Annotated in this window: 10 protein-coding genes; 3 read left to right on the top strand and 7 right to left on the bottom strand. The window is 69.2% G+C overall.

Going from position 1 to position 12,173, the window contains the following annotated elements:
- The first annotated feature begins 114 nt into the window (after window positions 1-114).
- Complete coding sequence (gene glpK / locus ABZW96_RS36645) at window positions 115-1,614, top strand: glycerol kinase GlpK (RefSeq protein WP_355081367.1); 1,500 nt, start codon at window positions 115-117, stop codon at window positions 1,612-1,614.
- A gap of 201 nt (window positions 1,615-1,815) precedes the next feature.
- On the opposite strand, the gene ABZW96_RS36640 is transcribed toward glpK, so the two are convergent.
- Entirely contained in the window at window positions 1,816-2,994 is a 1,179-nt protein-coding gene (locus ABZW96_RS36640) for a PLP-dependent aminotransferase family protein (protein WP_355081365.1), read from the bottom strand.
- Window positions 2,995-3,282: 288 nt separating this feature from the next.
- On the opposite strand from ABZW96_RS36640, the gene ABZW96_RS36635 reads away from it, so the two are divergent.
- Window positions 3,283-3,528, top strand: coding sequence for a hypothetical protein (locus ABZW96_RS36635; protein WP_355081363.1), 246 nt, complete (start codon window positions 3,283-3,285; stop codon window positions 3,526-3,528).
- A gap of 125 nt (window positions 3,529-3,653) precedes the next feature.
- Here ABZW96_RS36635 and ABZW96_RS36630 read toward each other — a convergent pair whose 3' ends face one another.
- From ABZW96_RS36630 to ABZW96_RS36620, 3 genes are all read right to left on the bottom strand, one after another.
- The gene (locus tag ABZW96_RS36630) at window positions 3,654-4,676 is read right to left on the bottom strand and encodes a hypothetical protein (protein WP_355081361.1); all 1,023 of its coding nucleotides are present in this window, start codon (window positions 4,674-4,676) and stop codon (window positions 3,654-3,656) included.
- A gap of 71 nt (window positions 4,677-4,747) precedes the next feature.
- On the bottom strand, window positions 4,748-5,641 hold the full coding sequence (locus tag ABZW96_RS36625) for a hypothetical protein (RefSeq protein WP_355081360.1): 894 nt from the start codon (window positions 5,639-5,641) through the stop codon (window positions 4,748-4,750).
- 465 nt (window positions 5,642-6,106) lie between these two features.
- Window positions 6,107-7,510, bottom strand: coding sequence for an NAD(P)H-quinone dehydrogenase (locus ABZW96_RS36620; protein WP_355081358.1), 1,404 nt, complete (start codon window positions 7,508-7,510; stop codon window positions 6,107-6,109).
- A 174-nt stretch (window positions 7,511-7,684) separates the two neighbouring features.
- On the opposite strand from ABZW96_RS36620, the gene ABZW96_RS36615 reads away from it, so the two are divergent.
- Complete coding sequence (locus tag ABZW96_RS36615; protein WP_195088143.1) at window positions 7,685-8,158, top strand: gamma-glutamylcyclotransferase; 474 nt, start codon at window positions 7,685-7,687, stop codon at window positions 8,156-8,158.
- Between the two features lie 219 nt (window positions 8,159-8,377).
- Here the strand turns inward: ABZW96_RS36615 and ABZW96_RS36610 are convergent, their stop codons facing one another.
- The 3 genes from ABZW96_RS36610 to ABZW96_RS36600 all read right to left on the bottom strand — a co-directional run bounded on the left by ABZW96_RS36610 (window position 8,378) and on the right by ABZW96_RS36600 (window position 11,696).
- Complete coding sequence (locus ABZW96_RS36610) at window positions 8,378-9,559, bottom strand: M20 family metallopeptidase (RefSeq protein WP_355081369.1); 1,182 nt, start codon at window positions 9,557-9,559, stop codon at window positions 8,378-8,380.
- Between the two features lie 83 nt (window positions 9,560-9,642).
- A complete protein-coding gene (locus ABZW96_RS36605) occupies window positions 9,643-10,884 on the bottom strand; it encodes a M20 family metallopeptidase (RefSeq protein ID WP_355081356.1) in 1,242 nt (413 codons plus the stop codon).
- Between the two features lie 107 nt (window positions 10,885-10,991).
- Complete coding sequence (locus tag ABZW96_RS36600; protein WP_355081354.1) at window positions 10,992-11,696, bottom strand: enoyl-CoA hydratase-related protein; 705 nt, start codon at window positions 11,694-11,696, stop codon at window positions 10,992-10,994.
- Window positions 11,697-12,173 lie beyond the last annotated feature (477 nt).

Below are 12,173 nucleotides of genomic sequence, written 5' to 3'. Positions count from 1 at the left end.
CGTTTGCGCGGCCGCCGCGTACGCGACGAAGGAGCAAGCGGCGGTCGCGCAAACGCGAGCCATTAGGGGCCGCGAACACGCCGCGACGAAGTCGCGGTTAAATACACTGCCAGCATGCGTCGCTATGTGGCCGCCATCGACCAGGGCACGACCTCGAGTCGGTGCATCGTCTTCGACCGGCAGGGGCGCGTCGTCGGCGTCGCCCAGCGGGAGCACGAGCAGATCTTCCCGCAGCCGGGTTGGGTCGAGCATGATCCCGAAACCATCTGGCGCAATACCGAATTCGTCCTCGGTGACGTTCTGGAGCGCAACGGCCTCGGCGCGGACGACATCGCCGCGGTCGGCGTCACCAATCAGCGTGAGACGACCGTGGTGTGGGACCGCGAGACCGGTCGTCCGGTGTACAACGCGATCGTCTGGCAGGACACCCGTACCGACCGGCTGTGCGCCGAATTGGGCGGCGACGCGGGACCGGGCCGCTACCAGGATCGCACCGGCCTGCCGCTGTCCACCTATTTCGCCGGGCCGAAGCTGCGCTGGATCCTGGACAACGTGCCTGGCGTGCGGGAGCGCGCGGAGGCGGGCGAGCTGTGCTTCGGCACCGTCGACAGCTGGGTGTTGTGGAAGCTCACCGGCGAGCACATCACCGACGTGACCAATGCCTCCCGCACCATGCTGCTGGATCTGCGCTCGTTGCAATGGGATTCGGTGATCTGCCGGGAGTTCGGCGTGCCGGAGTCGATGCTGCCGCAGGTGCGCAGTTCCTCGGAGGTCTACGCGCCGATCGGTTCCGGGCCACTGGCCGGGGTGCCGGTGGCGGGCATCCTCGGCGACCAGCAGGCCGCCACCTTCGGCCAGGCGTGCCTGTCACCCGGCGAGGCCAAGAACACGTACGGCACCGGCAATTTCATGTTGCTGAACACCGGAACCACGCCGGTGTTCAGCAAACACGGCCTGCTCACCACGGTGTGTTATCGCCTGGGTGCCGCGGACGCGGTGTACGCCCTGGAGGGCTCCATCGCGGTCACCGGTTCGCTGGTGCAGTGGTTCCGCGACAATCTCGGCATCATCTCCTCCGCCGACGAGATCGAGCCGCTGGCCCGTAGCGTCGACGACAACGGCGGCGCCTACATCGTGCCCGCCTTTTCCGGGCTGTTCGCCCCCCGCTGGCGTCCGGACGCGCGCGGCGTGATCGCCGGGCTCACGCGTTTCGTCACCAAAGCGCACCTGGCGCGGGCGGTGCTGGAATCCACCGCGTTCCAGACCCGCGAGGTGGTCGACGCGATGCGCGCGGACGCCGAGTCCCAGCGGCTCGGCCTGGAGCTGACCACGCTGAAGGTGGACGGCGGCATGGTCGCCAACGACCTGCTCATGCAGTTCCAGTCCGACGTCCTCGACGTGCCCGTGGTGCGCCCGGTGGTCAACGAGACCACCGCGCTGGGGGCGGCGTACGCGGCCGGGCTCGCCGTCGGCTACTGGTCGGGCACCGACGACATCCGCGACAACTGGACCGCCGACAAAACTTGGAGCCCGACCATGCCGGAGGCGGAACGGGACGAGCGCTTCGCCGCGTGGAACAAGGCGGTCGAGCGCACGTACGGCTGGGTGGACTGACGGGCGGACCGGGCACGCTCCTCGACCTCGCGACGCGTCGCGGCACGGGTCGTCACAGTAGACCTGCCACCGACGAACACCTACCCCGGCAGGGGCAAGGCAAGCGACGCCCCGCGCGAGCGAGACGACGACTACGCTCGCACGTCCGCGACATAATCGCGCGAACCATCCGGCGGCAATCGAAAGTGGTTGTCCCTAGATCTATTCACCTATCGCGCGCGCCAAGCGCTCGATCGCCTCACGCAGCGTCGCCGCGTCGGAGGTGGTGAAGCACAGGCGCATCGAATTCCGGTGGCCGCCGAACACCGCGAATGCCTCGCCGGGGACGTAGGCGACGCCGAGATCGATGGCGCGGGGCAACAAGTCCACGGCGTCGGTCCCATCGGTGAAGTCGACCCACACGAACATGCCGCCCGCCGCATCGGTGCTCACCAGACGGTCACCGAAGCGGGTGCGCAGCTCGTCGACCAGGACACGCGCCCGCGCACCGTAGACCCGCCGGATCTCCTCGACCTGCCCGGTCAGCCAGTCCGCATCGGCGAGCAGATCGGCGGCGATCTGTTGGGTCAGGGCCGACCCGCACAGGTCCGCGCCCTGCTTCAGCAGTTCCACACCCCTGCACACCGCGTTCGGCGCGGTCATCCAGCCCACCCGCAAGGTCGGCGCCAGAATCTTCGACACGCTCGACAGCCGGATCACGTTGGGTGAATACGTCGCGATCGGTTCCGGCGACGGCCGGTCGAACCACAGTTCGCCGTAGGGATCGTCCTCGATCACCCAGAATCCGAACCGGTCGGCGAGCTCGGCGAGTTCCTGCCGGCGTCGCGGGCTCATGGTGACACCGCGCGGATTGTGGAAATTGCTCACCGTGTGCACCACCGCGGGCCGCTCGCCACGGCCGAGCAGTTCGGCCAACGCGTCGACCCGCATCCCTTCGGCGTCGAGCGGGACCGTCACGATGCGCGATCCGGCGGCCCGGAACACCTGCAACGCGCCGACGTATGCCGGATCCTCGACCACGACGAGCGCGCCCGGATCCAGCAAAACCTCGGCGAGCAGCGACAACGCCTGCTGCGAACCGTGCGTGACGAACACCTCCTCGAGCGGCACCGGCCGCCCCAGCCGCCGCGTCTCACGTGCGGCGAGCACGTCACGCAGCGGCCCCCACCCGGCCGATTCGGTGTACTGCAGTCGCGCGCGGTCCGCCAGCGCCGACTCCGCCGCCTGCGCGATCCGGTCTCGCGGCATCAATTGCTCGTCGGGCAGGCCACCGGCCAGGCTGATGACGTCGTCGCGCGCGGCTACCTTCAGCAGATCACGAATCGCCGAACTCGTCAGGCCCTCGAGACGCCGGGCCAGGGGTGGAGTGATCGCCGTCATGAAACCTCCAGAAAAGGACGCCACGGTACGCGTTGTCCTCACTGTTTCACATCGACTACCAAGATATGAAATTCTATTCTCATTATGTGAGATAACTTCGAGGTGCGGAACGGGCCGTCGGACGCAACAAGACTGGACCGACCGACTCACGTGCCCGACATGCACCCGCCGCAGCCGCCCCGACGCACAGCGACCTCTGGAGTGATCCGCATCACTCAATGGAACGGTATTCGCGCCGCCGCCGTCCAGATCCACGTAAGGATCATCTGACCGAAGGAACGAAAAGCCATGAAACACATCGCATCCGCGCTTGCTATCGGCGCATTGACCACCGGCGTACTGGCCTTTGTGGCGCCGTCGGCGAACGCCGCCCAGCCTGGTCAGAAGTGCACGGTTCCAGGAGCGACGGCGCAGGACTATGTGGACGTGGGCAACGGAGTCCAGCGCAAAGCGGTTCTCGGCTGCGTGCGCTCCGGCGGTGGGTATGTGTGGCAGGTCACGAACTACCTGCAGCCGGGCGTCAACGACGGCTGATCCGTCGTCCGCGGCCGCGGCGTGCGCGGTTTGCGCACACCGGCGGCCGCGGCGCACCCGTTCCACCACGCACTACGTTCATCGCTGGAGCGAACCCCGGTAGCCCGACCTACCGCGAGGCAGACTCAATCGATCAGATAGATGAGGGTCCGCCCGTCCAGGGTCACCGTCGTGATCACCGGGAAGTACTGTGCCTCGGTGCCATCGGGATGGCGCTCGGTGATCTCGACGTTGAAGCGATCGGGAGTGATCTCCGCGATCCGCAGGCAATAGGCCGTGCCATGCGGAATGTGCTGGTCGATGGTTTTCTGCAGGTCCGCGGGTGGCTCGACGTTCGCGCCCGGCGCCACGAACGTGTGCGCGCGGGCAGCGCTGCGCTCGGAATAGTAGGCATGCTCGAAGCCGAGAATCGCCCGGATCCCGCTGCTCGTGTCACCCGAACCATTGCCGAAGGTGACCTTGCCCTCGGTGCGGGTCGGGCAGTCCACCGCCGCGGTGCTCGGGCCGCTCGAAGCCGCCGTGCCGTCCTGGTCCTCATCGCTGCCGCTGGTCACCACGATGGTCACGGTCAGCGCGATCAGCGCCACGACCGCCGCGACCGCACCGAGCACGATCCACCGCGTCGAGGAGCCCTTGCGCCGGGCGGGCGCCGGTGTCGTGGGGACGCGCAGCGCCAGCCGCATGGCGATCGGGTCCTCGGCCCAGGACAGACCCGATTCGGACGGCGCGGGAGGTTTCGGCACGCCCCCCTCGGCGGTCGGCTGGTTCCACCAGGATTCCTGCGGCTCGCCGTCCTCGGGCTGCGAGCGCTCGACGCCGGAAGAAGGCTGCTCGGGCGTGGCGGAGGCAGGTCCGGCGTAAACCGTGGAATCCGGCGCGCGGAACTGCGACGGCAGTGCGGGTGTCGTTTCCGGCTCGCCCGCGGGCCGCCAAGTCAGTTCCGGGTGATCGGTCGGCTGCTGCGGCACCTGCCAGCGCGGGCCGGTGTCGGCCCCCATCGGCGGACCGAATTCCGAAACAGGCGGACCGAATTCCGAGACGGACGGTCCGAATTCGGACACCGGCGGCCCGAATTCCCCCAACGGCGGACCGAACTCCGAACCGGACTGGTCGGATTCGTTCTCCCTCGCGTCACCCTCGGAGGTCACACCCAATCCTTTCCCGGACACACAAGCGGGGCGGCCGCGAACGACCGCCCCACCCGTCGAAACAGCACGTGTCAGTACTGGAGTGAACCACCCCACTGGGTGGTGACACCACCCACGTCGGCGGTCTGCGGAGCGAAATCGCCCGGCTGAAGCGGAAGCTTAACCTGTGCGGCGGCATCCAGGGCGGCCGATCCGCCCGGCTGCTCCCGGATCCAGTCCTCCACCGCGGCCTTGGCCTGGTTCAGCTGGGTGGTGTCGAACACCGTGGTGGTGTTGTTCGCGGCCAGGCCCTCGCCACCGGTGTAGGTGGTCAGCTTGACCGTGTTCTTGTCGACGAACTCCACCGAGACGCCCGCTTCACCCGAGCCGGTCGGCGTGCGGTAGCCGATGGTGCCGACGTAACCGGCCTCGTTGCTGAAGTGGTGGGTGTTGGCCACGTGACCCGGCAGGACGGTGCCGCCGTCGATGTTGGCGCCGATCTCCGCGTGCGGGCCGGTCATCTCCACGACCGGAGCCGCCGGGGCCGCCTCCATACGCGGGGCCTGCCAGCGCGGCTGCGCCTGCGGCTGCACCAGCGTGGAGCTCTCCGGCTGCCGCGCCTGGGCGTTGTCGTTGTCGCTCTGCGTACCCAGCTGCGGAGTGGCCTGCTGACCGGGCTGCGGCGCGGCCTGCTGCTGGCCCGGCTGCGGCGCGGCCTGATCCGGCACGACCGCGGGCAGCGGCTCGCTCGGCTTCTGCTGACCGGGAACCGGCAGCGGCGCGACACGCGGCGGGGTCACGCCCGGCTGGGTCGGCTTGGCCAGCTTCGGGTCTTTCTGGTCCGGCGCGGCATGATCCGACTCCGGGGTGGTGACGCCTGGCTGGCTCGGCGTGGGCTTGCTCTCCGGCTTCTGCGGATCCTGCTTGGATTCCGGCTTGCCCGGCTCCGGCGCAGTGGTTTCCGGGGTGCTCGGCGACTCGTTCACGCCCGGCTGCGTCGGAGCAGGCGTCGGCGGAGTGGTCGGATCGTTGGGAGCCGCCCCCGCCGGCGCAGCGAAGAGAGTGGCCACGGCAGCCGCTGTGGCCAGTGGCAACGAGGTGCTCGCCATCGCTCGCTGCGCCCGACTCGGCTTACGATGTTTCACTTTTCGCAATTCCCTTCCCGGGTGCGGCCCGGCAGGCCGCATTCAGTTGTCCCTGGGTGAGACGCCTGACCGTCGAACGACCCGGGCCGTTCGGTCGTGCCGATTTGGAAAGGACCCATCCCCCCACACCGAACTCCGCGACCGTCCTTCGATCGCATCTCTGCCGAGAGTGAACCACATGTGCGCATATTGGGCAACGCAGCGAATAGCCAAGGGTGGCAAGAGCGCCCGCGTCCCGTGCCCGCACCGAGTCCACCGGGCCTGATGTCCGGGATCGGACACGGCACCGGATGCGCCGAACCGAGCTCAGTCCAGGTCGTCGTGTCGCATCAGCAAACGCGCCGCCTCGGTCACCGAACCGGTGAGCGACGGGTACACCGAGAAGGTCTGGGCCAGGTCGTTGACCGTCAGGTTGTTCTGCACCGCAAGGGCGATCGGCAGGATCAGTTCCGAGGCGATCGGCGCGACGACGACACCGCCGATCACCACGCCGGTCGCGGGGCGGCAGAAGATCTTGACGAAACCGCGGCGCAGCCCGGACATCTTGGCGCGCGGATTCGTGTTCAGCGGCAGCATCACCGTGCGCGCGGGCACCTCACCGTTGTCGATCGCGGTCTGGCTGACGCCGACGGTCGCGATCTCCGGCCGGGTGAACACCGCGGAGGCAACGGTCTTCAGACGGACCGGGCTGACGCCTTCCCCGAGCGCGTGGTACATCGCGATGCGTCCCTGCATCGCGGCAACCGAGGCCAGCGGCAGCAGGCCGGTGCAGTCCCCCGCGGCGTAGACGCCCGGCACCGACGTGCGCGACACGCGGTCCACCCGCAGATAGCCGCCGCGGTCGAGTTCGATGCCGACTTTCTCCAGCCCGAGGCCCGTGGTGTTCGGTGTCGAGCCGACGGTCATCAGCGCGTGCGAGCCGGACACGGTGCGCCCGTCGGAAAGCTTGACCACGATGCCGTCGGCGGTGCGCTCGACGGCGTCGGCGCGCGCGTGCTTGACCAGTTCGACGCCGCGCTCGGCGAGCGCGTCCTCCAGCACGAGCGCCGCGTCGGCGTCCTCGCCGGGCAGCACGCGGTCGCGGCTGGAGACCAGCTTCACCCGCACGCCCATCTCGGTGTAGGCGGAGACGAACTCCGCACCCGTCACGCCGGAACCGACGACCACCAGGGTCTCCGGCAGCTCTTCGAGGTCGTAGAGCTGCCGCCAGTTGAGGATCCGCTCGCCGTCCGGTTCCGCGCCCGGCAGCACCCGCGGGCTCGCGCCGGTCGCGATCAGCACGACCTCGGCCTCGATGATCTGCTGCGCGCCGTCGGCCAGCTTGGCCAGCACGCGGTGCGCGGCCACGCCGCTGCCCGGATCGATCAGCTCGCCGTATCCGGCCAGCACGGTCACCCCGACGGTCTGCAGTTTCGAGCGGATGTCGGAGGACTGCGCCAGCGCCAGCGCCTTGACGCGCGCGTTCACCTCGGACAGCTGCACGTGCGCCTGGGCCGGGTCGAGGGTGATGCCCAGATCGCGAGCGCGGCGCAGGTCGGTGCGCACGCCGGTCGAGGCGATGAAAGTCTTGGAGGGAACGCAGTCCCACAGCACGCACGCTCCGCCGATGCCGTCGGAATCCACCAGCGTCACCGACGCTCCGTGCTGGGCGGCTACCAGGGCCGCCTCATAGCCGGCCGGTCCGCCACCGATGATCGCGATGCGGGTCATTGATACCTCCGCTCGTGCTTCGCGCCGGGATCTCCGGCACGGGGTAAACGTTATCCGGCAACCACCTCGCACGATCGACCGCGTTACCGGTGCGCAACAGTTCCCCGCCGGGCGGCGCGCCGCAGGTGCGGCAATCGAACGCGGTCTGCGAAGGTTATTGGCTACCCTTTGCTGGTGCCGATCTATGCCGCCTATGGGTCCAACATGGACTCGACGCAGATGCTCGAGCGCTGTCCGCACTCCCCCATGTCCGGGACGGGCTGGTTGGAGGGCTGGCGGCTCACCTTCGCCGGTGACGATATCGGCTGGGAAGGGCCTCTCGCGACGGTCGTCGAGGATCCCGGTTCCCGGGTGTTCGTCGTGCTCTACGACGTGTCCCCGGAGGACGAGCAGCGGCTGGACCGCTGGGAGGGCTCGGACTTCGGCATCCACAAGAAGATCCGCCTTCGCGTGACCCGCAACGGCGACGGTGGCGACCCCACGCTGGCCTGGCTGTACGTGCTGGATGCCTACGAGGGCGGCCTGCCGTCCGCCCGCTACCTGGGCGTGATCGCCGATGCCGCCGAAAAGGCCGGTGCGCCAGAGGATTACGTGCACGCTCTACGCACCCGCAACAGCCGCAACGTCGGCCCGGGCAACTTCGGCTGACCGCGCGTCACACCGCAACGCCTGCGGTGTGGCCGTACCCTCTCGGTCGGGCCGGACCACTGTCACGCTCACGGCCTCGTCGAGTGCGAGGCCATCGAGCACCGTTCGCGGCCCGGCTCGCGGCCGGGGGCGAAGCGCATGCGCCGCACGCGCGAGTCTCGCCCGCTCGAACGCGAGCCATAAGGGGCCGCGAACACCCAGCGCCGAAGGCGCTGGAGGTCAGACAGAGCTCGCGCCGAGCGCGAGGTTGCTCAGCACCCGGACGCCGACCGCGAGCGCCCGCTCGTCGATGTCGAAGGTCGGCTGGTGCAGATCCAGCTGCTCCCCCTCGCCGGACCAGACGCCCAGGCGCGCCATCGCGCCCGGCACCTCCTCCAGATACCAGGAGAAGTCCTCGCCGCCGCCGGACTGCGGAGTGTCGGCCAGCGCGTCGGGGCCGAGTGCGCGAATGGCGTCCTCGAAGATGCGGGTGGAGTGCTCGTCGTTGACTACGGGCGGCACGCCGCGCCGGTAGTTCAGCTGGTAGCGCACGCCGGTCGGGGCGAGCAGGCCGTCGACGATCTCCCGCACCATCGGCTCCAGCAACGACCAGGTCGCGTGGTCTCCGGTGCGGATGGTGCCGGTGAGCATGCCGGTCTGCGGAATGGCGTTCGGCGCCTTCCCCGCGCTCACCGCGCCCCACACCATCACGGTGCTGGTGCGCGGGTCGATACGGCGGCTGAGCAGGCCGGGCAGGCCCGTGATGACCGAGCCGATGGCGTAGACCAGGTCGCTGGTCAGGTGCGGGCGCGAGGTATGGCCGCCCGGCGAGTCGAGCACCAGCTCGATGGTGTCGGCGGCGGAGGTGATCGCGCCGACGCGGATGCCGATCCGGCCGACCTCCAGGCGCGGGTCGCAGTGCAACGCGAAGATTCGCTCCACCCCGGTCATCGCGCCGGCGGCGACCACGTCGATCGCGCCTCCCGGCATGACCTCCTCGGCGGGCTGGAAGACCAGCCGCACGCCGACCGGCAGCTCCGGCACCTCGGCCAGCGCCAGCGCCGTGCCGAGCAGGATGGTGGTGTGCGCGTCGTGGCCGCACGCGTGCGACACGCCGGGGACCGTCGACGCGAAGGGCAGTCCGGTGAACTCCTGCAGCGGCAGCGCGTCCATGTCGGCGCGCAGGCCGACCCGCGGTCCGTCCGGTCCGAGGTCACAGATCAGGCCGGTGCCGCCGGGCAGCACCTGCGGCGTCAATCCCGCCTTGGTCAGCCACGCCGAGACGAACTCGGTGGTGCCGAACTCGGTACGGGACAGTTCCGGGTTGGCGTGGATGTGCCTGCGCCACTGGACGAGGTCGACCGTGTGATCGGCCAGCCACGACTCCACCGCTTCCCGCCCTGATCCCCCGGTTTCCGACACTGCGGAGCTGCCGGGGCCCTCCGTGGCCACACGGATGCCCGCTGCCGGGCCCGTCGCCGGCGCCGCAGAACGGCCGGTTGTGCTCACCGAATGTCCTCCTGTCGTTGAACTAGCCGTTGCAACAACCTGTCTCTATGGATGTCATCGCGGGCGACGGTGATTGCGGTACGCGTGAGCGCGAGCGCACCGTCGAGGACCGCACGATCCGCCGAGGCGTTGACGCTGGCCGCGGCGAAGCCTGGCTGATGTGTCACCGCACCACCGGCATCAATGCCGATGACCGGGTGAATGCCCGGAATGACATTGGTGACGTTTCCCATATCGGTGCTGCCCAGCGGCCGCTGCGCCTCGAACTCCGGAGCGAGCGGCACGCGTCCCAATCCGGTGAGCTGCTCGCGATAGACGAGCAACAAGTCCGGATCCGGGGTCAGCTCGGTATACGTCGGCGCGAGCGTCCGGATTTCGTGGGTGCAGCCGGTCGCGAGGGCGCCCGCCTCGAAGCAAGCCGACGCTCGTCGCATCAGATCGTCGAGGGATGCGGAGTCGACTGCGCGTAGGTAATACAGCAGTTCCGCACGTCCGGGCACGATGTTGGGAGCTACGCCACCGTCGCCGACTATACCGTGCAGTTGCTGGCCGGGCAGGAGATGTTGCCGCAGCAACCCAAGGGCCACCTGCGCGACGGTGACCGCGTCGCCCGCGTTGCGGCCCTGCTCCGGCGCCGCGCTTGCGTGCGCCTCGCGCCCGTGGAAAACCACCGACACGTCGGCCAGAGCCAGCGAGCGGGCGCCGACGATGTCGAGCGGACCCGGATGCACCATCATCGCCATCGCGACGTCGTCGAACACGCCGCGTTCCAGCATGAGCACCTTGCCGCCGCCGCTCTCCTCGGCCGGTGTGCCGAACACCAGCACGGTGAGATCCAGTTCGTCCGCGACCTCGGCGAGACCGAGCGCCGCGCCCACCGCGGAGGCGGCGATGACGTTGTGTCCGCAGGCGTGGCCGATCTCGGGCAGCGCGTCGTATTCGGCGCAGATGCCGACGGTCAGCGCGCCGCTGCCGTAGCGCGCGCGGAAGGCCGTGGGCAGCTCGGCCACGCCCAGCTCGATCTCGAAACCGCGCTCGGCCAGCGGCGCGATCGTCTTGGCGACGCTGCGGGTCTCCTCGAACGCCAGCTCCGGTTCGCCGTGAATCGCGTGCGAGAGCGCGATCAGCTCGGCGGACGCGGCGCGGATCGCGGCGTCACCGCGAGCGGTGGCGTCGACCTCGCAGACTGCGTTGCCGTCGTGCTGCGCTTCCTGGCGCCCGCTGCGCGATGGTGGCATGCAACACAGTCTCGCACTGTGTTCGATTTGCCGCGCTTTCGCGCGGCGTGTTCGCGGCCCCCTTGTGGCGCGAGTGTGCGCGGACCTGGGCTGTCCGTGAAGGCGGGTCAGTTCGTGGCGAAGGCCAAATTTTCCGGAGTGGTCGGTACCGCGAGGCCGGCCAGTGCTTTTGCGTGTAGGGCGCGCTTGATCACCGGCAGGTTGGGCCTCCGGTTGCCGGCCAGCGACGCCGCCCGCTGGACGGCGGTCGCGAGCAGCTCGTCGGCTTCGGCCTTGCCGTCCACAATGCCCGCTGCGATCGCCTCGTCGGCCGGGTAGCGGTGGCCGGTGGTCATCGCCTGCACGCAGACCTGGTTGCTCAGCCGCTCGGTGAGCAGGGCGTTCATCCCGATGGTGAACGGCATGCCCAGGTGCACCTCGGGCAGGCAGTAGAAGCCGCGATCGGCGCGCATCACCCGGAAATCGTGTGAGGTGGCCAGCATGGCGCCCGCGCCGAAGGCATGGCCGTTGATCGCGGCGACGGTCGGCAGCGGGAATGCGAGCAGGCGGGTGTAGAGCGAGTGCACGCGGTCGAGGTAGCCGTGCATCTTGTCCAGGTTGCCGAACAGCCAATCGGTGTCCAGACCGTTGCTGAAGAACTTCCCGGTCGCCGTCGTCACCAGCGCGGCGGGCCCCACGGAACTCTCGACCTCGTCCAGCAGCCCGTGGAACGCGTCGATCCAATCCGGGTGGAAACGGTTCTCGTTGTCCGTCTCGCCCTCGGACCCGAGGTAGACGACGAACACTTCCCCTTGGCGTTCCAGATACGGCATGCGGTGCAGCGTAACGGGCCCCGCCCGATCCCCTACTCACGGGTAGCAGTCGACTGCCGACCGCGACGATCGACCCCTCGCAGGTATCCATCCGACCGACCTTCGGGCAAGCGAGCAGTCCGTCGGACAACCGTCCCACCCCACCACGTGGCCTCCACTCGCGCAGACCGAGGCAACCCCGAGCAGGCGCTCTTCGCGGCCCGGCTCGCGGAAACCATGCGCCGCAGTCATTGAAACAACCCAGCCCCGCTCACGTTTGCGGTAAGCGGGCCGAGCCGACAGCCGACCAGCCCACTGCAGAACGCATGCGGGGTAGCGAGCTTTGCAACCGACGCGCCCAGCACACCGCAACCACGTCTTTCGAGCGAAGCGAGACCGAGCCTGTCCGTTCGCGGCCCGGCTCGCGTTTGCGCGGCCGCCGCGTACGCGACGAAGGAGCAAGCGGCGGTCGCGCACACGCGAGCCATAAGAGGGCCG

It is taken from the genome of Nocardia sp. NPDC004168 (assembly GCF_040610355.1).
Classification (GTDB): Bacteria; Actinomycetota; Actinomycetes; order Mycobacteriales; family Mycobacteriaceae; genus Nocardia; species Nocardia sichangensis.
This window is presented reverse-complemented; position numbering and strand designations above follow the sequence as displayed.

Excerpts from the sequence above, each read along its gene's own strand:
- ABZW96_RS36605 (WP_355081356.1), bottom strand. The coding sequence starts at position 10,884 with ATGCCACCATCGCGCAGCGGGCGCCAGGAAGCGCAGCACGACGGCAAC.
- ABZW96_RS36640 (WP_355081365.1), bottom strand. The coding sequence starts at position 2,994 with ATGACGGCGATCACTCCACCCCTGGCCCGGCGTCTCGAGGGCCTGACG.
- ABZW96_RS36600 (WP_355081354.1), bottom strand. The coding sequence starts at position 11,696 with ATGCCGTATCTGGAACGCCAAGGGGAAGTGTTCGTCGTCTACCTCGGG.
- glpK (WP_355081367.1), top strand. The coding sequence starts at position 115 with ATGCGTCGCTATGTGGCCGCCATCGACCAGGGCACGACCTCGAGTCGG.
- ABZW96_RS36635 (WP_355081363.1), top strand. The coding sequence starts at position 3,283 with ATGAAACACATCGCATCCGCGCTTGCTATCGGCGCATTGACCACCGGC.
- ABZW96_RS36620 (WP_355081358.1), bottom strand. The coding sequence starts at position 7,510 with ATGACCCGCATCGCGATCATCGGTGGCGGACCGGCCGGCTATGAGGCG.